Origin of the sequence: Pseudochrobactrum sp. AO18b, assembly GCF_000409565.1 — a bacterium.
Taxonomy (GTDB): Bacteria; Pseudomonadota; Alphaproteobacteria; order Rhizobiales; family Rhizobiaceae; genus Pseudochrobactrum; species Pseudochrobactrum saccharolyticum.
Map to the genome: position 1 here is coordinate 46296 of NZ_ANNO01000259.1, position 21600 is coordinate 67895.

Below are 21600 nucleotides of genomic sequence, written 5' to 3' on the forward strand. Positions count from 1 at the left end.
AAACGTGGTAAATAAGCGGTTAATTTTGGTGATAATTCTTAACTTTATCTTTGTCTGAGAATGAGTGCGTCCTGATTAATCTATAGGAACGCTGGTGTTCAGGAAATCCGCAAGGGCGCCAGACAGGCTTTGAAACGATTATGTTTTTAAGAATGTGCTGATTTATGTGATGCAATTTTCATTAAACAGAAAAGCCCCGCCTCATAGAGGCAGGGCTTTAAGTTCCGCTTGTGATCGTTAACGATCAGCAGATTAGAACTTGTAGTTTACGCCGATACGTACTTCGCTCAGGTCTGTTTTAAAGCGACGTTCGTTGAACTGGTTTTTGTATGGGTCTGAAAGTGTTACGCTCTTCTTACCATAGTTGGAATACAGGTATTCAGCTTTCAGTGTCCAGTTGTCGGTTACAGCATATTCAACGCCGGCACCTACAACATAACCTACGCGGGTCTTCGAAGCGTTATCTTCGAATTTGCCGCCGTTTACTTTGCCACCACAACCGTTTGTTGCTGCTACGCGGGCAACATCACAACCAAGGGAGTGTTTGGTTTCTGCGAAAGCAATACCACCGGTTACATATGGCAGGAAGCGGTCAGCGGCATAACCGAGACGAGCGCGAACTGTACCATGTGTACCGATTTTATCTTCACCGTAGTAAGAGTTGTACTGGTTGGTGTCGCGACCATCCCAGGACTTCTTGATTTTGCCGAAAGAAATATCAGCTTCCGCACCGAGAACGACATTATTGTCGAACTGCCAATTGTAACCAGCCTGCAGACCACCGAAACCACCTTTTGGCTTTACTTTGTCAGCCTGCGGGTTGTTGATGTCGTGCATAGATGCCCAGCCGTAACCGGCATGCGCACCAAGGTAACCACCGGTCCAGCTGAATGCGGAATATTCAACCGGCGCTGGTTCTGGAGCAGAAACGATAGCGTCTGCGGCGAAAGCCTGACCATACTGGTAAAAAAATTAATGAACACCCTAAAATTATAGTTTAAGAATTGCTAACCAATATTTGCCAAGTTGCTGAAATATCTTGTTTTTCCATAATACTGAACGCGTGAATACACTTAAAATGCATTAACTGATTGAAAATCAAAATGTTAAATTATTTTAGAATGAAGTAATTTTGTGTTGATTTAGTATATTTTAGATTTTCTTGATATATTGTTTCTTGGTTTTTACACTTACTTATGTTGCAAAAATGTATCTGTTTTTCTGTGTGAATTCTAAATTTATTTTCTGCAAAATTGCGATTTTCATTCAAAAAGCCCGGTTTTGAAGAATCGAACAGCAGTTTTTGGGTGTTTAAATAGTATTTCCTCTTCAGAGGTCTCTGTTTGGTGCAGCCGGTGGCAAAATCCTGAATTTAAATTTTCAAAAATGGATTTTTGACGTTTACGCAAACGTCAAAATTTATTAGGCTGATATCCGAAGGTGCCGTAAAGTTTTTTGCTGTCTCATAAAAATGACGGTTTTCACGCAAGAGTGCATACTGTCAGACTGATCCCGTGATAGGCTGCTAAAGACGCCATGGGAAAGCGAGCAGATGCTGCCGGAGAGGAGTCCGGTCGTATCAGGGCAGAAAGAGAACGGCACCACAGGACGCGGATTATTCTGTGTTCTGAATGTTTGAATGACAACGCGCGGGAGAGGTGGCGTCTTCATGAGCACCTCCGCCTGCATTCCGGCAGAGCAATCATCTGCCGACGTCAAACTTGGAGGAAGTGCATGCCAGTCTATCGCGCGCCGGTTCGGGATACACAGTTTATTCTGAATGATGTTTTGGGCGTCCAGTCCCGTAATGATCTGTCGTCATATGCGGAAATGAGCGCAGACACGATCGAAGCTATTTTGCAGGAAGGCGCGAAGCTCGCCGAGCAGACATTGTTCCCTGTCAATTATAGCGGGGATCGTGAGGGCTGCGAGCGTCTGCCCGATGCTTCTGTTAAAGTACCGCAGGGTTTCAAAGAGGCCTATGATCAATATTGTGCCGGTGGCTGGGTTGGTCTTGCCGCGCCGGAGGAATTCGGCGGTCAGGGGCTACCATATCTGCTCCATGCGGCTGTTGGTGAGTATATGTCATCGGCCAATATGGCGCTGATGATGTATCCGGGGCTGACACAGGGCGCGATTGCTGCCATCATCACCCACGGTACGGATGACCAGAAACAAGCCTATCTGCCAAAGATGATTGAAGGCCGCTGGTCAGGCACTATGAACCTCACCGAACCGCATTGCGGTACGGATTTAGGCTTGCTGCGCACCAAAGCTGTGCCGCAGGCGGATGGTTCCTACAAGATTACCGGCTCGAAGATTTTCATTTCTGCCGGTGAACACGGCATGACTGACAATATTATCCATCTGGTGCTGGCACGAATTGAAGGCGCACCAGAGGGTAACAAAGGCATTTCGCTTTTCATCGTGCCGAAATTCAATCTTGATGCCAATGGCGAAGCGGGCACGCGCAATGGTGTGGCTTGCGGCTCTATTGAAGAAAAGATGGGTATTCACGGCAACTCAACCTGCGTGATGAATTATGATGACGCGACAGGCTTCCTGATCGGTGGTGAAAACAAAGGCCTGCGTGCCATGTTCACCATGATGAATGAAGCGCGTCTCGGTGTGGCGCTGCAGGGGCTGTCGATTGCCGAAACCGCCTATCAGAATGCAGCAGACTATGCGCGTGATCGTTTGCAGGGGCGGGCGCTGACCGGTGCGAAATATCCGGACAAAAAAGCTGATCCGATCATCGTACATCCGGATATCCGCCGCACATTGATGACCATCCGCGCTTTTAACGAAGCTGGTCGTGCCTTGTTGCTTTCAACCTCGCTGCAATCCGATATCGCCCATCACTCTGCTGATGAAGCTGCGCGCCAGCTGGCCGACGATCATGTCGGGCTGCTGACACCGGTGCTGAAAGGTGTGCTGACCGATAAAGGTTTTGACCATGCGGTTATGGCGCAGCAGGTCTTTGGCGGTCACGGCTATATTGAAGAAAACGGCATGAGCCAATATGTGCGCGATGCCCGCATCACCATGATCTATGAGGGTGCCAATGGTATTCAGGCATTGGATCTGGTGGGACGCAAACTGCCTGCCAATGGCGGCCGTGCATTGATGGCCTATTTCAAAGAAATTGGCGATTTTTGTGAAGAAAACCGCGCAGATGAAGCCCTGTCCTTCTACACAAAACATCTGAAAAAGGGCCTGAATGATCTGCAGGGCGCATCCATGTGGCTGATGCAGAATGCAATGGCCAATCCGGATAATGCCGGTGCCGCCTCAACAGATTATATGCATCTCTTTGGTCTGGTCGCTTTCGGTTATATGTGGGCGAAAATGGTGAAAGCCGCACAGGCAAAGCTGAATGCCGGTGCTGGTGACAAAGCCTATTATGAGGCTAAACTTGTCACAGCCCGTTTCTATATGGAGCGTATCATGCCGGAAACACAATTGCGCTTAGCACGCATTCAGACTGGTGCCGATACGATGATGACACTGCCGGAAGATGCTTTTTAAGCCACCGTTAAAAGGTTTGAGTAGCTGTATCAAAAAGCGGCAGGCCGAAGCGAAAATGGTGGTTTCGAGAACCGGAGCTTAAGTCGTACTTTTAGGTACATGAGCACCGGAAGCGCAGAAATCGCCATTTGTGAGCCAAGGCATGGTGACTTTTGGATCAGTTACTAAAAAAGTTGGGAGTTAATTGAACTATGGCTGATGCTTTTATTTATGATCATGTGCGCACTCCACGCGGCCGCGGCAAGAAAGACGGGAGTCTTCACGAAGTGCCTGCGGTGCGTCTTGGTGCCAAAGTGCTGGAAGCTCTGCGTGATCGCAACGGCATTGATACTGCAAAAGTAGACGATATTATTTTCGGCTGTGTCGATCCGGTGGGGGAAGCCGGTGCGGTTATTCCGCGATCAAGCGCTTTTGAAGCAGGATATGATTTTAAAGCACCGGGTATGCAGATTTCGCGTTTCTGCGCCTCCGGTCTTGATGCGGTTAACCTCGCTGCCGCTAAAATTGCAGGTGGCACAGACGAACTGGTGATTGCCGGCGGCGTGGAAAGCATGTCACGCGTCGGCATGGGTATGTCCGGCGGTGCATGGTATATGGACCCGTCGGTCGGTTTTCCGGGCTGGTTTATGCCACAGGGTGTATCGGCTGATCTGATTGCCACGAAATACGGCTTCTCCCGTGAGGATGTGGATTCTTACGCAGTGGAAAGCCAGCGCCGTGCAGGCGAGAGCTGGAATAAGGGTTATTTCAAAAACTCCGTCATTCCGGTGAAAGATGTCAACGGTCTGACTATTCTTGATCATGACGAACATATGCGCCCGACCACTGATCTGGCGGCTTTGTCCGGCCTCAATCCGTCTTTTGTGATGCCGGGGGAAATGGGCGGCTTTAATGCTGTCGGTATTCAGGCGCATCCGGAAGTCGAAACCATCAATCACGTTCACCATGCCGGTAACTCATCAGGTATTGTTGATGGTGCGGCGGGTGTGCTGGTCGGTTCCAAACGTGCGGGCAAGATGCTGGATATCAAACCGCGCGCCCGTATCCGCGCTTTCACCAATATCGGTTCCGATCCGGCATTGATGCTGACAGGTCCTGTGGATGTGACAGAGAAACTGCTGGATCGCGCCAAAATGAAGCTCTCGGATATTGATCTGTTCGAGCTGAATGAGGCTTTTGCGGCTGTGGTGCTGCGCTATATGCAGGCTTTCAAGATTCCTCACAACAAAATCAATGTGAATGGCGGCGCGATTGCCATGGGGCACCCTCTGGGTGCAACCGGTGCAATCATTCTCGGCACTGTGCTCGATGAGCTGGAACGGCGTGATCTTAATACAGCACTGGTTACCCTGTGTATCGGTGCAGGTATGGGCACGGCAACCATCATTGAGCGTGTGTGAGGGAGGGTAGTCCAATGACAAATTACAAGAATTTCAAAATTGAAACCGGCGCTGACGGTATTGCTGTTGTCACATGGAATATGCCTGACAAAAGCATGAATGTGCTGACAGTTGAGGTGATGACAGAGCTTGACCAGATTATCGATCAGGTTGTGGCAGATGCGGCGATTAAAGGCGCGGTGATTACGTCCGGCAAGGATACATTCTCCGGCGGTGCCGATCTCACCATGATGCAGGAAATGCTGGCGCGTTTCAAAAAAGAGCAGAAGCAGGATGCTGACAAAGCTGTCCAGAATCTGTTTGACAATGTCGGACGTATGACCGGCCTGTATCGTAAGCTGGAAACCTGCGGCAAACCTTGGGTATCTGCGATCAACGGCACATGTATGGGCGGTGCGCTGGAACTGTCGCTGGCTTGTCATGGCCGTGTGGTTTCCGATGCGGAAGGCGTGAAACTTGCACTGCCGGAAGTTAAAGTCGGCCTGTTCCCGGGTGCCGGTGGTACGCAGCGTGTGCCGCGTCTGGTCAATCAGCAAGACGCTCTGCAGATGATGACTACCGGCTCGAGCCTGACTGCTGCCCGCGCCAAAGGTATGGGACTTGTGCATGAAGTGGCTCCGGCGAAGAAGCTGGTGGAAGCCGCTAAAAAGATGATCCGCAACGGGTTGAAGCCTGTTCAGCCTTGGGATGAGAAGGGCTTTAAACTGCCGGGTGGTGCGATTTACTCCGCAGCCGGTGCCAATCTCTGGCCTGCGGCAACGGCTATTCTGCGCCGCGAAACTTCCGGTAATTATCCGGCGGCACTGACCATTCTCAAATGCGTTTATGAAGGTCTGCTGGTCCCGTTTGATACCGGCCTGAAGATTGAACAGCGCTATTTCACGCATATTCTGCAGACCACTGAAGCGCAGTCGATGATCCGCTCACTGTTCGTATCCCTGCAGGAACTGAACAAGGGTGCACGCCGTCCGGAAGGTATCAAGCCGACCAAATTCAAGAAAATCGGTGTTATCGGCGCTGGTTTCATGGGCGCAGGTATTGCTTATGTCACTGCCAAAGCCGGTATTCCGGTGGTGCTGATCGACCGTAATCTGGAAGCAGCGGAAAAAGGCAAAGCGCATTCTGCCGATCTGATTGCTAAGGAAATGCAGAAAGGCCGGATGACAGCAGAAGATAAAGACAAGCTGCTGGCATTGATTACACCATCTGCCGATTATGCGGCGCTTGATGGTGCCGATCTGGTGATTGAAGCTGTGTTCGAAGATCGCGGCGTCAAGCAGGCGGCAACCGAACAGGCGGAAGCGGTACTGGGGCAGAATGCAATTTTTGCATCCAATACCTCGACCCTGCCGATTACCGGTCTTGCCAAAGTCTCGCAGCGTCCGAAAAATTTCATCGGCCTGCACTTCTTCTCCCCTGTTGATAAGATGATGCTGGTTGAAGTGATTATGGGCAAAAAGACGGGCGAAAAGGCGCTGGCAACGGCACTGGATTATGTGCGTGCCATCAAGAAAACGCCGATTGTCGTTAATGATACACGCGGTTTCTACGTCAATCGTTGCGTGCTGCGTTATATGTCTGAAGCCTATAATATGCTGGTGGAAGGCGTGCCGCCTGCGATGATCGAGAATGCCGCCAAAATGGCCGGTATGCCGGTCGGGCCACTGGCACTCAATGATGAGACAGCGATCGATCTGTCGCAGAAAATTCTCAAGGCAACGCTGGCTGATCTGGGTGACAAGGCCGTTGATCCGCGCCATGTCGAACTGGTCAATACGCTGGTGGATAAATATGACCGCCTTGGCCGCAAGAACGGCAAGGGCTTCTATGATTATCCGGCACGGCCTGCCAAGAAACATTTGTGGCCGGAACTGAGCACACTCTATCCGCAGCAGGATGCGGACAAGGTGGATGTGGAAGTGCTGAAAGAGCGTTTTCTTGTCACTATCGCTCTGGAAGCTGCCCGTGTGATGGAAGAAGGTATTGTGACCGATCCGCGTGAAGCCGATGTCGGCTCCATTCTCGCCTTCGGTTTCGCACCTTATACCGGCGGTACTCTGTCTTACATCGACGGTATGGGCGCAAAAGCTTTCGTCAAACTGGCGAAGAAGTTGCAGAAGGATTACGGAGCGCAGTTCAAGGCACCAAAACTCCTGACCGATATGGCCGAGAGCGGTGAGACTTTCTATCAGCGTTTCAATCCCTATAAGGCCGCAGATAAAGCTGCTTAAAGCATTTCCAGCAAAAGTGGGAACCGGTTTTGCGTCCGGAAATGCTCTAACACGTAGTTTTGATCACTCATGATAAAAATGGCGCGGATATCTCTGCGCCATTTTCGTTTTTGTTGATGTTCTGATGTATGAGCTGGGTTATACTTGCGAGGATTTTATTCCTTCGGATGGCTTATGTTTACTCATGCAGAACTCTGGTCAGCCATTGATAGTGTGGCAAAGCGGGCGCAATTGACACCATCCGGTCTGGCACGGCGTGCCGGGCTTGACCCGACGACGTTTAATAAGTCCAAACGCTTTGCGGCAGATGGCAGGCCGCGCTGGCCGTCAACGGAATCTCTGGCTAAGATTTTGGAAGTCACTGCAATGGATGTGATGACATTTGCACAATTGCTGGCAGGCGAAAAATCTATTAATTCGCAGCAGAAGAAGCATGACAATGAACAGGAGTGAGTATGCGTAAACCGGCGACCCTTCGGACAATCCTGCCGCCGATCCTTGCTTTCAGTGTTGGTGCTACTTTATTTGCTGCCTATGTTGCCCCGTTTTACGGCGCGCTTGATCGTGAAACAGGCAGCGGTGAAACCGGTATCGTCATAGAAAATTTCGATCTGCCGGAAGATATGCCGCCGGAGCGTTTGCCGTCCGGTACTCTTGCCGGATCTTCAGAAGGCGAAGAAAACAATACACAGCCGGATAATCCTTTGCCTGATGTTTCCGGTGAAATGCAGACTAAGCCTCTGGAACGCGTAGAGCCGCGCCCGCCTTTGAGCGATCTGGGGCTGGCTACACCGGTGCAGGAAAAAACACCTGAGGCAACACAATCTGAGAAACTGACTGAAGAACAGGCGGCCGCAGACGGTTTGTTCTATCGTCCTGTGGCATTGGCTGCAGGCAGACTGGCTGTGGGCAATCGCACGATCGAGCTGAACGGCATTGATATTGTCGAGCCGGATGCATCCTGTTCCGATGTGAATGGTGACGTCTGGCAATGTGGTATGCAGGCACGCACAGCATTTCGCTCATGGCTGCGTGGTCGTGCTGTCAGTTGTAATATGGATGGTGTTGAGCAAAATCAGGAGCTGATCCGCACAAGCTGTACATTGGCGGGTACGGATGTTGCACTCTGGCTGGTGGAAAATGGCTGGGCGCGCGCTACTTTCGGTGGCCAATATGCAGGCAGCCAGACACAGGCTGAGAAAATGCTGCTTGGTGTTTTTGGCCGCAAGCCGGTAACGGATATGCCGCAAAACTCAGGAGATAATCCGGCTGGTATTACGCCTGCACCATCATTGCCTGCGGAGAATCCAGTGCCTGATATGACTGCACCTGAAGTCACCACGCCGGCACAATCGGTTGCGCCGGATTTACCGTTTCCACCTGCACCCCAGCAGTAGAGCATAAAAAAAGCCGCGTTTCTGAGAAGCGCGGCTTTTTTCTTTTTATTTAAAGTCTCAGGCGCGCTTGAGTGCTTCTGCAATCAGACCGCGTGTTTCATCGATGCCGTAAAGCGCCACGAATGAACCAAAACGCGGGCCGCGTTCCTGTCCGATCAGCACTTCATAGAGCATCTGGAAGAACGAGACGGACACACCAGGTCCGCCGTCAGGGCTCTTCTTATTGTGATCCTGATAGCGCTCGATAACACGCGCCACATCCAGAATGGCATTCTGGATTGTCGTGCCGTCTGCACCGTTGTCCAGCGCGGCCAATGCTGCATCCAGATCACGCAGAGCTTGGCTTTCAACTTCATCCGGTGCACGGAATTTCTTGCTCGGCTTCACGAAATCATTGAAGTAGCGGATGGCATATTCCACCAGAGCGTTAAGCTCCGGATGGGTGGCCGGAGATGCACCCGGTGCATAGCGGGATATAAAGCCCCACAATGTGCTGGCATTTTCCGCATTGGATGCACTGACAAGGTTCAGCAACATGGCAAACGGCACCGGCAGATCAACCTTCGGCGGGTTGCCGTAATGCTGATGCCAGACCGGATTGTTCAGGCGGGCTGCCCAATCCTGTTTTTCATAGGCTGCCAGATAGGTGAAATATTCATCCACGGCTTTCGGAATCACGTCGAAATACAGTTTCTTCGCTGTTCTCGGCTTCTGGAACATATAGAGGCCGAGGCTTTCGGTCGGTGCATAGGTCAGCCATTCATCAATGCTGATACCATTGCCTTTGGATTTGGAAATCTTCTGGCCGAGATCATCGAGGAACAATTCATAGACGAAATGCTCCGGCGCACGACCGCCAAGAATTTCACAAATCTTGTCATAGATCGCCTGATTGGTCTGGTGATCTTTGCCGAACATTTCAAAGTCAACGCCGATAGCGGCCCAGCGCATGCCGAAATCCGGCTTCCACTGCAGTTTCACATTGCCGCCGGTGACAGGCAGTGTTGTTTCCACGCCATTTTCATCGTCAAAGGTGATGGTGCCTGCTTTGGCGTCAACCTTTTTCATCGGTACGTAAAGCACGCGACCTGTAGTTGGCGAAATTGGCAAAAATGGGCTGTAAGTGGCACGACGTTCTTCACCCAGTGTCGGCAGCATCACGGCCATGATGTCGTCGTAGTGCTCGGCAGCGCGCAGCAGCACTTCATCAAAGCGGCCGGATTTGTAATATTCCGTGGCACTGGCGAATTCATAATCGAAACCAAAAGTGTCGAGGAAGCGGCACAGCATGGTGTTGTTGTGATCCGCAAAGCTCTTATAGTTGCCGCCAAACGGATTTGGCACAGCCGACAGTGGCAGTTGCAACGCTGGTTCAAGCGCGGCACGATCCGGCACATTTTCCGGAATCTTGCGCATGCCGTCCAGATCATCCGAGAAGCAGATGAGCTTGGTTTTGACTTTATCTTCGGTCAGAACGCGGAATGCATGGCGCACCATGGATGTGCGTGCAACTTCGCCGAAAGTACCGATATGCGGCAGACCGGACGGGCCATAGCCGGTTTCGAAAATCACGACTTCGGGAAAGCCGGTTTTCTCGTACCGTTTTATGATTTTCCGAGCCTCTTCAAAGGGCCACGCTTTCGCCTGTGCTGCTGCCGCAATCAGGTCGGGCGCAAGGTCGATGTGGTTTGAGCGGTCGGTTGTCATAATATCTTTCCTGATAGGAGGTGTTGGTTTGAAATATCCGCACTTTTTACGGGTACGGACAGACAGGTCTATGGTGAGATGCGGGTTTCGTCAATGATGTGCTGCGCTTTCTTTACAAGCGCTGGGGGATATGCTGCGCTTTCTTTGCATGCGCAGGTGTGTAATGCAAAAATGATGGGGGTTGTGTGCATTATCCTCAGGCTGAAATGCAGTTGAACACTTGTTAAGCCCTGTGGAATAGTTTCAAAGTCATAAAAAAGCCGATGCAGGAGTTCTTGGAAATGAAAATCACGCCGCAAGATGCGCTGATCTATATTATGGTAACAGTTTCAGCTGCGGATACGCGGATGACAGATGCGGAATTGTCCTCCATCGGAAATCTTGTGCATCGCCTGCCGGTTTTTACCGGCTTTGATGATGAAAGAGTGCCGGAAATTGCCGAGCGCTGCTATGAATTGCTGACCAAAGATGATGGTCTGGATCGTATTCTGGATATTGCCCATCAGGCCCTGCCGGAAAAACTCTATGAAACAGCCTATGCGCTGGCTGTTGAAGTTGCCGCAGCCGACCTGCATGTTGAACAGGAAGAGCTGGCATTCCTGCAGCTGATGCGTGATCTATGGAATCTTGACGAGCTGAGCGTTGCTGCAATTGAGCGCAGTGCGCGCGTGCGTTTCCGCAAATTGTAATTTGATGATGAGCGCATCTTTTTTGAGATGCGCTCATTTTCCTTAATAGAAGTCGACCGGAAAATAGCGCAGATACAGGTCGTCCAGCACGCCTTTGCGCTCCAGTGTATTGAGTGCATTATTGAAGGCGAGACGCAGATCCGCATCTTGCTTGCGCAAAGCAATCGTCATTCCCTGTCCGAGAAACTCCGGTGCCGGATAGGTGCCGCCAATAAAGCGGCAGCAGGAGCCGTTCGGGGCGGCATCCTTGCCTGATGTCGCGTTTGGGTTCATCCAGAGCGATAGGCTCATCGCATCACCGAAAAGCAGCTGGATTTTGCCATCTCTGAGATCCTTATAAAGAGGCTCGCTGTTGCTATAAGGACTGGTTTTTGCTTTCGGGAAATAGGTTTTCAACAAGGCTTCATGGGCGGAACCGGCGAGAACACCGACTGTTTTCCCGTCAGGTGAAAAGTTCTTATCGGCCAGTTCCGATGTTCTCACTGTCACAAAACGGGCTGGCAAGCTGAAATAAGCGCGGGTGAAGCTGAGTGTGGTGCGTTTTTCCCGATCCGGTGTCAGTCCGGCAATCAGCGCATCAGTTTCACTTTTCTGCAAGGCGGGAAGCAATTCATTCCACGGGCGGGCTTCGATCAGGCAACGACTGGTGATCGCCAGTTCCTGACAAAGCGCACGGATCAGATCAATATGATAGCCGCTCAGCCGTCCTTGCGGGGAGAGGCTGTTGAAAGGTGCAAAATCTGTGCCGGTCAGGAAACGTATCTGCGCTCTTTGTGAAATATCCGGTTTTGCCGGTTTCTGGTCATCTCCCACCAGATAGGGCGGGGCGGCGTAGGATGCCGAGATGCCGGAGGCGAGTATCAGCAGGATCGCAGAGCCGACGGCTGCGCAATATTTTAACGCCCGTTTGAGCGGGGCGGAAAGAACATCATTGCGCATTGGCTGACTGCAGCTCCTGTTGGTTTGTCCGGATTTTGCTCAGTATAAAATTTTCTCCCCTTTATAGAAAGCAGAACCGGTGTGAATAATAAATTTATTTTTTGAACAATAATTAATGTTGGTATTATTGAAATTGAATGATTTGTATATTGTATTTTTTACAGTTGATATTTTTTTAAAATGATTATTATTGTTAATTTATCGTAAATTTCAAAATAGTTTTGTTTTGTTGCTTCTAATTTAATTGAGTTGATTTTGGTTAAATATTCGCGGGGGCGAAATGACAATACATTTGTTGTTTACACAAAGCTTTATAAAACTCTGTGCAGCATTTTCGGTCCGGCTTGTCGCGGCGGGATTGGGTAAAGCGGATATTATTGCGGCCTTTGCCAGCGCTGCACGGCATAATACGTCTTTTAATGATGAACTCGTGCACAAAGGTGCAATTTCTGAAGCGGCACTTTACAGGCTTTGGGCTGAAGAGACGGGGCTGACTTATGATGATGCGCCGGATGCGGAAGAGGTTTTGTTGCGCCCTTTTGACGGACCGGCTCGTCTCAGCAGTATCCGCCATATATTAATTGCGGGGCCTAAAGGTCAAAGCCTGCTTTATATGGCACCGGATCTTCGGGAATTGGTGATGCTGAAATTCTACTTGCGGCAATATCCTGAAATGCGTGAGCGTTTAAGACTCTGTCCGCCCTCTGTATTGGTGGCATTATTGCATAACCGTTATGGCAAAGCCGCTGCCGGACGGGCACAAAAAATGACACCCGCACATCTTTCCGCCAGTCTGGTATTGAACGGCTGGCAGGGTTTCTGTTTCGCAGGCTTGCTTATCGGGCTGTTATGGATGTTTCTGACGGAGGGCGGTTCCCGTCTGGCCTTTCTCTATTGGGGCATGACATTGTTTTTCTTTGCTTGCGTAACCATTCGCCTTCTGGCGGCGTGGAATGCACGGCCGCTGCATATCAGACCGCTGGCACCATACCGGCTTCATGATCTGCCGGTTTATACTGTGCTGGTGCCGCTTTATAAGGAGGCAGGGATTGTGCGGCAGCTTATACAGGCGCTCAGTGCCTTGAACTGGCCGGTTGCAAAGCTGGATATCAAACTGATTTGCGAGGCTGATGACAGTGAAACTCTGGCAGCGCTGTCACGGCATAAATTACCTGCGCAATTTGAAGTTCTGAAAGTACCCTCGATCGGACCACGGACCACGGACCAAGCCCAAAGCCCTGAATTATGCACTGCAATTTGCCCGTGGCGAATATCTTGTCGTCTATGATGCGGAGGACAGGCCGCATCGCGATCAGTTGCTGGAGGCATGGCAGGCGTTCCGGCGTAGTGGCAGTGATCTCGCCTGTCTTCAGGCGCCGCTGGTGATCGGAAATTTCAGCTGTAACTATCTGACGCGCTATTTTTCTTTTGAATATGCAGGATTATTTCGCGGGCTTTTGCCATGGCTCAGCCGTCGTGGTGCCGTAATGCCTTTGGGCGGAACATCCAATCATCTCCGGCGTAAAGTGCTGCAGAAAGTCGGTGGCTGGGACAGCTATAATGTGACGGAAGATGCTGATCTGGGGATGCGTTTGGCACGCTTCGGTTACAGAGTGGACGTGATTAACCGTCCGACGACTGAAGATGCACCGGAAAATTATAAGGACTGGAAAACGCAACGCACCCGCTGGTTCAAGGGCTGGATGCAGACATGGTTGGTGCATATGCGCTCGCCAGTGCAAACCTGCCGTCAGTTAGGTGCAGCACGTTTCAGCCTTTACTTGTTATATACAACAGGTCTGCTGTTATCCGCTTTGCTGCATCCCTTTATGCTGGTCAGTCTGATTTGGGGTATTGCTCTAACAATCTCCGGTTATCACGACCAGTCGGTTGTGGCTGCGGTTTTGTTTAATGGTCTGAATTTGCTGACAGCTTATCTGAGTTTTCATTTGCTGTGTCAGAAGACACTGCGTTATGAAGAAAAACGCCGGTATTTTTATCTTTGGGGCGTGCCTTTATATTGGCTTCTACTGTCCGTTGCATCATGGCGGGCATTTTATCAGATGTTCACTGCTCCCCATCACTGGGAAAAAACACCGCATTTTCCTAGCCGTATTGAGAGCGGGTTAAAACACGTTGAGGACGACAGAAGAACTGTGCAGACTTTACCGGTGCATTATGCACAGGAAGGCATAATCATCCGGCCGGATTGTCACAAAACCGCAATATAAATCATAAATAGTCCGGCTGTTCTTTCGGGGCGGAGTATGCGCTTTTCCGGAAAAACATTTGTAATCAGCAAAATAAATGTATTCTGTGAAACTGTGCTGCTATCGGAAAGATAATATGCGCATCTGTTGGAATAGAACATAGCAGGCTGCAACAGGGCAGGCATAAAGGCGGCATTCAGATCTATGGTTACCGGTCAGAAACAGCAAGGCGGCGTTTCAAACATAATGGCATCAGATACAGACGGAGAGCGGAGACAGGAGAATAGTCAGCAGAGATTGCTAAAAGCTCTGCGTAAATCGGCGTCCTCTTTACTGATAATCTTGCCGTTGTTTTTACTGCTGCGTTATTGGGGCGTTTCCGTACCCCTTGCTGCGGCAGGCTGTGTGTTGCTTTTTATTCTGGTGATTGCTCTGGCGTTTTTCAGTACACCGAAACCAGTTGCGGTTGCGACCAAAACCGGCAAGCGTGAAGGGCCGCTGTCGCGCCTGTCCGGTGAGCGGCTTGCCGATTTTCTGCCTGATCCGCTGGTGCTTTTTGATACAGACGGTACGATCCTTTATGTCAATCATGCAGCTCGCGAAGCGTTTCCGCCACTGGCTCGGGATGCGTCCCTGTATTTATGTTTCCGCTCGCCGGAAATGCATTCACTGATACAGGGGATTATTGCTGACGGGCAGGCGCGGTCATCGGATTATCTGGAGCGGCTGCCGTTTGAGCGCTGGTATCGTGCTTCGGTCATGACTTTTGAAACGGCAAAAGGTGAGGCAGATTGTTTTATCCTGATCTTCCGCGACCAGACGGAGTTGCGCCGTATTGACCGCATGCGGTCAGATTTTATTGCCAATGCCAGTCATGAACTGCGTACGCCTCTGGCTTCATTGCGTGGTTTTATTGAAACGCTGCAAGGCCCTGCGCGCGACGATGCTGCTGCGCGTGAGCGTTTTCTTGGCATTATGCAGACACAGGCAGACCGCATGTCGCGTCTGATCGATGATTTATTGTCTCTTTCCCGTCTGGAAATGAAGGCCGCTATTCCGGTAAAAGAACGCATTGATATCGGGCAGGTGCTGAGCCATGTGGTGGAGACATTGGCGCCTATGGCCTCCGGTGTTGGCGTAACCATTGAATGGACAAAGCCGGATCATCCGGTCTGGCTGCCCGGCGACAAAGACGAGCTTATTCAGGTGTTTCAGAACCTGATTGAAAATGCCTGTAAATACGGGCAAGCGGGAAAGCGTGTTATTGTCAACCTTGATGAGCAGGGAGGCGAAGCAGCACCAACCACTGCAGATGCATTGCGTGGCTTTTCCGTCAGCGTAGAGGATTTCGGCCCTGGTATACCGGCGGAGCATTTACCCCGTCTGACCGAGCGTTTTTACCGTGTTGATGTGGATAGCAGCCGCGCCCATAAAGGCACGGGTTTGGGGCTCGCCATTGTTAAACATATTCTGACCCGCCATCGCGGAAGGTTGATCGTGCGCTCACAGCTTGGAAAAGGCGCTGTATTCACCGTCGTATTTGCTGGGTCATAATCATAGGTGCGATCCGCGGGCTGGCTAATCAGCGTTTAACGCCGCGGATCAGCTGCCATTTCAATGGCCGCAGAGCCTGCCAGAATGACGTGCCACGCAAACGCGACATTATTTCTTTATGTGCTTCATAGAGGCGGCCGCGCAAGGTGGCGCAGACAGTGAGGCGTTTGAGCGGAATGGTCAGATCACAATTCTGCAATTTCCAGTCTTCGTCACCAACGCCAAGATCAAGACAATTATAGCCTTGCTCTTTCAGGTCTTTGATAAGCAGATAATGCAAGACATGGCCGGGGGAGTATTTCGCCCAGTTTTTCAGATTTGAGGCAATCATGATGCCGTAATAATGTGGCCCGCTGACCAGTCCCCACATACAAGCGAGAATTTCACCATTCAGTTTTAGTGCAGAAAAATGCAGCACACCGGCTGATTGAAATACCCGTGTTGCTTCGTTGAAATAGTGAATTTTCTCAGGATATTGCTCAAATCCCGGCACATGCGTTTCAATAAAACGCTGTTGTTTTTCCCGTAACATGAAGTCCAGCAATGCCTGATTTTCAGCATCATTTTTCGCTGTAAAGAACTCGCAATTGCCCAATTCATGGAGGCGGCGGAGTTTGCGCCGGATAATTTTCGGGCGCACGAGGCTCTGCTGTATCCTGTCCCAGTCATGAGACAATATATTGGCATGGCTGTCCGCTGAGTTGCTCTGATTGGCCAGCAAAAATATCGGATTGGTCAGATTGCCCAGTTTTTCAGGCATATTATTAAAATCGGCAAAATCAAAAGCCGGCAGAGCTTTCTGTATCTGCTGCCACACATTTTCTGCCTGCGCACGGGTCCAGATCATTCCGCAGGCAAACAATACGGGCGCATTATAATCGGCCACCCCCTGATCTGTAAAAGACAGGATGCGCGTTCCGTTACGCACAAAGATAGCCAGAGGCAGAAACATAACCGGTCTACCGTCCTCTGTACGAACTTCGATAAGGCACAGCTCAGCCTTCAATGCCGGAGCATAGGTTTCTTCCCAGATTTTCAGAAATGTTGTGGTCTGAAAAATATGATAATTCGGACTTGCATGGCTATGCAGTTTGCCGGGTCCGTTCTTTTCAGCGGCAGGCCAGTCGCCGGAAACATCGTCAACGGACTTAAAACAGCGGATCTGATAAGTCGGGCATAGGGAGATGTGCGGATCAGAACTGAGGGCAAGATATTCGCTTTTAGGCACCTGAGCAGGTTCGATCAGGCTTAAATCCGGCTCTCCCCGGGAAAGCTGTATCGAACTGATTAATGCCATGCCGCTTTGCCCTGTTTTGTTCAATGATAGTCAGGCGTGATGCTGAAAGCCGTTTTGCGTTTGATTGAAAGCTGAGGCGACTCTGGCAGAATTGTGTAAACAATGTCCTAGGGAAAATTTTGAAACACAGAATTATTATATCGCTTTGCGGATAAGCAAAAACAGGTCGTTGCTTTGTAGTATTTGAGTGAGTTTTATTTAAGTGAAATAATAATATTAAGGCATTTTGATAATATAGTCTGCCGCCATATTCATGTGACGTTAATTGCATTTTATATGTCTTATGCCTATATGCGCGTGATAGCCCGATGCTCAGACAAGCAGGATGTAAGATGGCGGTCTCAATCATTATCAAAGCATTGAATGAAGAACGACGGATTGCCGCCGCGCTTGAAAGTGCTCTTGCAGCTTTGCCTGACGGGCAGGGTGAGGTTATTCTGGCTGACAGCGGTTCCCGCGACCGTACGATTGAGATTGCAAAGCAATATCCTGTAAAAATTGTTCAGATTGAAGCGCCTGCCAAAGCCAGTTGCGGATTGGGGCCTCAATTGGGCTATCAGTATAGCAGCGGCTCTTTTATCTGCCTGATGGACGGTGATACAGAACTGGCACCGGACTTTATTATCGAGGCGCTGAAATATCTGGAAGCAAATCCGCGCGTTGCCGGTGTTACCGGCCATGTGATGGAGCGCAATAATGAGAGCCTTGAATATGTCCGGCGCGGCTTGCGGAAAACCGCGTATAAAGCAGTCGGAACGATTGACCGTATTAATTGCGGAGGACTTTACCGGCGCGAGGCGATAGAAGAAATCGGCTATTTGTCTGACCGTAATCTGCACAGCTATGAAGAATATGATCTGGGTGTGCGGTTGCGTGCCAAAGGCTGGACATTGTTTCGTCTCGACCGGCGCTTCGTGTATCACACGGGGCATAGTGCCAATGCATACAAGCTTCTAATCAAGCGCTGGCAGTCAAAATATATTCGCGGCATCGGAGAATTGCTGCGCTCGGCAACGGGCAAGCCACATTTCAAAATGTTGTTTGCCGAATTGCCGGAGTTGCGTCTGTGGATGGCCGTCTATGGATGGATTATCGCTATGCTGCTGGTGCTGGCTGTCTTGCCAACCGGTATTGCGCTATTGATTGATCTGGCAATGATTGCTGCTGCAGTAGCTTTGATGAGCGTGAAACATCGCAGTTTTTCAATCGGGCTCTATTCAGTTACAGCATGGTTTTTCCATGCGGCGGCACTGCCGCTTGGCTTTTTCACGCCGCGCAAAAATCCTGCTGCTATGATCGAGAGCAAAATCATTCAGGAAAACAAGCATTAGAGCATTTCACAGTCAAGTTGGATCAACTTGACTTCTTGATTATGTCAAGTTGGATCAACTTGACGCCCGTGATAATGCGACCAAATAAAGAATTGAGACGCGAGCGCTATGATCCAATCTGGACGTAAACCGCTCTAGAGCGACGGGCACCTCTTCGGGTGCAATAAGGTCGCTCTAAACTGAGCTTTGTTTTGCCCTGCGCATCAAGCGCAACAGCACCAGCCATGCGCAGATGGCGATGGAGATTTCAATCAGATAGATTGAAATAAATGTACCTGTCGGCGGCATCAGCCATGTGGCAAATGCCAGTATCGGCGCACCGATTATATTGCCGGTGTTAAGAATAGCCGCGCGATAGCCGTGCTCACCGGCAGACCCCATTACCTCGACGCTGACAGACCATAATGCATAGAAAATAATGACCCAGCACAGTACCTGCGTAAAATATACCATGGACTGATATTCCTGACCGAAAATCAGTGGCAGATATGGTGCCAGAAAATAAACAAATGTCGCCGTGAAAACAGAAATACCCAATGCCATCAGCGTGGCTTTTTGTGCCAGAGGCCAGGCTTTGTCGATGCCGTTTGCACTCATTTTGGCAAAGCGGGGATAGAGCAAACGGCTCATGGCATCAATATTCAGATAGCTGCTGTCGACAATCCGTCGTGCAACGCCGTAGCTGCCGATGACTGCGGGGGAGAGAAGAAGACCAAGCAGCAGTAAGTCGATATTCTGGCGAATGGCGCGGAAGATGAACGGGGTGGCAAAGAAGATGCCGAGTTTGATTTCCTCACGCATAATATGGAAGATAGGTTTGCCCAGCCGCATTAAAAACAGCCAGTATATTCCGGCAACTAATACGTGGCAGGCAAATTGCCACCAGGCCCAGCCGTTAATGGTGCTGACGCCAAACACAACACAAGCCAGAACAGCCGCAAGTGTACGGGCAAGAGCGAAGCCGACCACAGAGAGATTGGCTGCTTTGAAATTGCTGTGTCCGATATAGACGGCCTCAGCCAGCAAAATCATGCGCAGCAAGACAATATTGGTGACAAGATAGAGAAAGAGACTGATCGCGTTGGTAACAGGATCAGGTGAAAATTCGATCCAGTAGGGCAGGATGAGCATTCCGGCAGCTACGAGCAGAGCACCGCTGATACCGATCAATATCAGATTGTGACCGAGCATGACCGGATATATTTTTTTATTCTGCGCTACGCGCCGCAGCAGGCTTTCAGCGCTGCCAATGCCGCAAATATGCACGACAATGCTGGTGATTGCCATGATAGTGATGAACATACCAAATTCAGCCGCGCCGAGAAAACGCGCGAGAATAGCAAATGTCGCAAGCTGTGCTACACTTGCCATGATGAGGCTGCCGCTGGAAGCCATATAGGAGAGGAGCGACGGTAAATATCGTCGGATACGTGCAGACATGCGGTTGTCCGGCAACTCCGTTTCACTCATAGTTTTATTTCCCTTGTCGCAGCCTCTCTATAGCATTTTCCTGTGAAAGGGAACAATTTTAGACCGATTTAGGCCGGAAAACAAAAAGGCAGGGGAAGCCTGTTATTAATTATTATAAGTAAAATTTAAAATAATGCTTTTCATGGAATCTAATACTTAAACTATGCCGATGAGGCTTTGTTAACCTTTTTTTTTAATATCTCTGTTACTGCATAAGTAGATACAGCAATTGAGCCCTCTATACGGGTTTTGCCTCAAGCTATTAGAGATGTCTGATGTATACGCTGCAAGAATTAGCTAAAAAAGCCAAACCCGCGTCTGCCGGCAGCCGTGGTGCAGAAGCTGTTTTGCAGCCGGATACAGATATACGAGCCTCTGAAGCCGCTTCTTCCCCTTCGCAACAGGATTATGCAAACAGCGACGAGGCGCGTTCTGCACAGCGCAGCTGGGTTTTTCCGGTTGTTGGTTTTTCAGATATTATCAATTGGTTGCTGCGCTTTTGGTGGCTGATCCTGCTGCTGGCTCTGGTGGGGGCAGCTGTCGGCATAGGTTTTGGTAAAACCGCCAAGCCGCGTTTCACTGCGGGTTCGGATATCATTGTTGCACCATCAAATTTGCAGGTTGTGCCGAATGATGTTTATGCCACCAGTATGCAGGCGGAAAGCCAGCTGATGGATATTGAAAGCAAGCTGCGCTTGCTGACATCCGGTAATGTTATGCAACGCGTGGTCGACGAACTGAAATTGCAGGATGATCCGGAATTTAACGGAACAGAGAAAACATTACTCTCCGGTCTTCTGGGGGAGCCGAAGAAGGATGAAGCAGTTGATCCGCAACAGGCAAAGAATATTGCAGCCTTGCGTGAATTGTCATCACGTGTTGAGGCCCGCCGTCCGGAACGCTCTTATCTGATTAATCTCACTGTCTGGGCGCGAGAGCCTGAAAAGGCCGTTATATTGGCAGATACTGTCGCCAAGGCCTTTCAGGATGAAGTTGCACAGAATGAGCGGGATGGTGCCGCACGCGCTGCCCGTGCTTTGACAGAACCGCTGAGTGAGCTGAAAAAAGCTGCAACTGAAGCTGAAATGAAAGTAGCGCAGTTCCGCAATGCGCAGGGGCTTCAGACCGGTAATACCGGCGAACTGGTCAGTGCACAGGCTTTGACAGAAATCAATTCGCAGCTTGTCGGCGCTCTGAGCCGTCAGGCCGAGGCAAAATCCCGTTATGCAGAGCTGACCAGTGCCGGTAATCAGGCTCTGGATCCGTCCGGTACATTGCAATCCCCGACGCTGACTGCATTGCGCACACAATATGCGACCCTGAAGCAGCGTCTTGATGCTATGACTATGACTTATGGTCCGCGTTATCCCGAATTGGCCAGCACGCAGTCGCAGATTGCAGGCCTGCAGGCACAAATTTCGCAGGAAACGTCACGGATTTTACGTGCCGCAAAACTGGATCTCGATCAGGCAAATTCTGTGGTCGAAACTTTGCGCCGTCAGATTGAGACTGCACGGTCAGCGGTTTCCCTCGATACGGATGCACAGGTTACGCTGAATGATCTTGAACGCGACCGCCTGACAAAGACTACTCTCTATCAGACCTATCTGACCCGTGCGCAGGAAATTGCCCAGCGCCAGCAGATCGATGCCACCAATATCCGTATTGCTTCACCGGCCTTGCCACCTAAAAGCCGCTCATGGCCTCCGGGTACAGCCCTTCTTACTGTTGCCGGTGCTGTTGTTGGCGGCGGTCTCGGTACTGGTTTGGCTTTGCTTTTCGGATTTATCGGTCTTTTACGTGCACAGTCCCGCGCTTCTTATAAAAAATAGTGAAGCAGGTTGCAG

Annotated in this window: 13 protein-coding genes and 2 pseudogenes; 10 read left to right on the forward strand and 5 right to left on the reverse strand. The window is 50.3% G+C overall.

What is annotated here, in order from left to right:
• Positions 1 to 252 precede the first annotated feature (252 nt).
• Complete coding sequence (locus A918_RS20180) at positions 253 to 933, reverse strand: outer membrane protein (protein ID WP_084664765.1); 681 nt, start codon at positions 931 to 933, stop codon at positions 253 to 255.
• Positions 934 to 1734: 801 nt separating this feature from the next.
• Here A918_RS20180 and A918_RS0110895 point away from each other — a divergent pair.
• From A918_RS0110895 to A918_RS20185, 5 genes and pseudogenes are all read left to right on the forward strand, one after another.
• Entirely contained in the window at positions 1735 to 3528 is a 1794-nt protein-coding gene (locus A918_RS0110895; RefSeq protein WP_022711096.1) for an acyl-CoA dehydrogenase C-terminal domain-containing protein, read from the forward strand.
• Between the two features lie 191 nt (positions 3529 to 3719).
• Positions 3720 to 4928 carry an acetyl-CoA C-acetyltransferase gene (locus A918_RS0110900; RefSeq protein WP_022711097.1) on the forward strand — a complete coding sequence of 403 codons (1209 nt, stop codon included), beginning with the start codon at positions 3720 to 3722 and terminating at the stop codon, positions 4926 to 4928.
• Between the two features lie 14 nt (positions 4929 to 4942).
• Positions 4943 to 7159, forward strand: a complete 2217-nt coding sequence (locus A918_RS0110905; RefSeq protein WP_022711098.1) for an FAD-dependent oxidoreductase — start codon at positions 4943 to 4945, stop codon at positions 7157 to 7159.
• 174 nt (positions 7160 to 7333) lie between these two features.
• Positions 7334 to 7573: pseudogene (locus A918_RS0110910) on the forward strand (helix-turn-helix transcriptional regulator); the annotation flags it as partial.
• Between the two features lie 41 nt (positions 7574 to 7614).
• Positions 7615 to 8556: a thermonuclease family protein gene (locus A918_RS20185; protein ID WP_022711100.1), complete on the forward strand. Its 942-nt coding sequence runs from the start codon at positions 7615 to 7617 to the stop codon at positions 8554 to 8556.
• Between the two features lie 57 nt (positions 8557 to 8613).
• Here the strand turns inward: A918_RS20185 and A918_RS0110920 are convergent, their stop codons facing one another.
• Positions 8614 to 10263 carry a lysine--tRNA ligase gene (locus A918_RS0110920; RefSeq protein WP_022711101.1) on the reverse strand — a complete coding sequence of 550 codons (1650 nt, stop codon included), beginning with the start codon at positions 10261 to 10263 and terminating at the stop codon, positions 8614 to 8616.
• Between the two features lie 281 nt (positions 10264 to 10544).
• Between A918_RS0110920 and A918_RS0110925 the strand changes: the two genes are divergently transcribed.
• Positions 10545 to 10952 (forward strand): tellurite resistance TerB family protein, encoded by a 408-nt coding sequence (locus tag A918_RS0110925; protein ID WP_028233671.1) that lies wholly within the window; start codon positions 10545 to 10547, stop codon positions 10950 to 10952.
• Positions 10953 to 10994: 42 nt separating this feature from the next.
• On the opposite strand, the gene A918_RS0110930 is transcribed toward A918_RS0110925, so the two are convergent.
• Positions 10995 to 11891 (reverse strand): transporter substrate-binding domain-containing protein, encoded by an 897-nt coding sequence (locus A918_RS0110930; RefSeq protein WP_022711103.1) that lies wholly within the window; start codon positions 11889 to 11891, stop codon positions 10995 to 10997.
• A gap of 280 nt (positions 11892 to 12171) precedes the next feature.
• Here A918_RS0110930 and A918_RS22455 point away from each other — a divergent pair.
• Both A918_RS22455 and A918_RS0110945 read left to right on the forward strand, forming a co-directional pair.
• Positions 12172 to 14122 (forward strand): annotated as a pseudogene (locus A918_RS22455) (glycosyltransferase family 2 protein).
• A gap of 225 nt (positions 14123 to 14347) precedes the next feature.
• The gene (locus tag A918_RS0110945; protein ID WP_028233673.1) at positions 14348 to 15655 is read left to right on the forward strand and encodes an ATP-binding protein; all 1308 of its coding nucleotides are present in this window, start codon (positions 14348 to 14350) and stop codon (positions 15653 to 15655) included.
• A 28-nt stretch (positions 15656 to 15683) separates the two neighbouring features.
• On the opposite strand, the gene A918_RS0110950 is transcribed toward A918_RS0110945, so the two are convergent.
• Complete coding sequence (locus A918_RS0110950; protein WP_022711106.1) at positions 15684 to 16952, reverse strand: GNAT family N-acetyltransferase; 1269 nt, start codon at positions 16950 to 16952, stop codon at positions 15684 to 15686.
• A 332-nt stretch (positions 16953 to 17284) separates the two neighbouring features.
• Here A918_RS0110950 and A918_RS0110955 point away from each other — a divergent pair, with 332 nt between their 5' ends.
• Positions 17285 to 18283, forward strand: coding sequence for a glycosyltransferase family 2 protein (locus A918_RS0110955; RefSeq protein ID WP_022711107.1), 999 nt, complete (start codon positions 17285 to 17287; stop codon positions 18281 to 18283).
• Between the two features lie 174 nt (positions 18284 to 18457).
• Here the strand turns inward: A918_RS0110955 and A918_RS0110960 are convergent, their stop codons facing one another.
• On the reverse strand, positions 18458 to 19753 hold the full coding sequence (locus A918_RS0110960; protein WP_022711108.1) for a lipopolysaccharide biosynthesis protein: 1296 nt from the start codon (positions 19751 to 19753) through the stop codon (positions 18458 to 18460).
• 275 nt (positions 19754 to 20028) lie between these two features.
• Here A918_RS0110960 and A918_RS20195 point away from each other — a divergent pair, with 275 nt between their 5' ends.
• Positions 20029 to 21585: a GumC family protein gene (locus A918_RS20195; RefSeq protein ID WP_022711109.1), complete on the forward strand. Its 1557-nt coding sequence runs from the start codon at positions 20029 to 20031 to the stop codon at positions 21583 to 21585.
• Positions 21586 to 21600 lie beyond the last annotated feature (15 nt).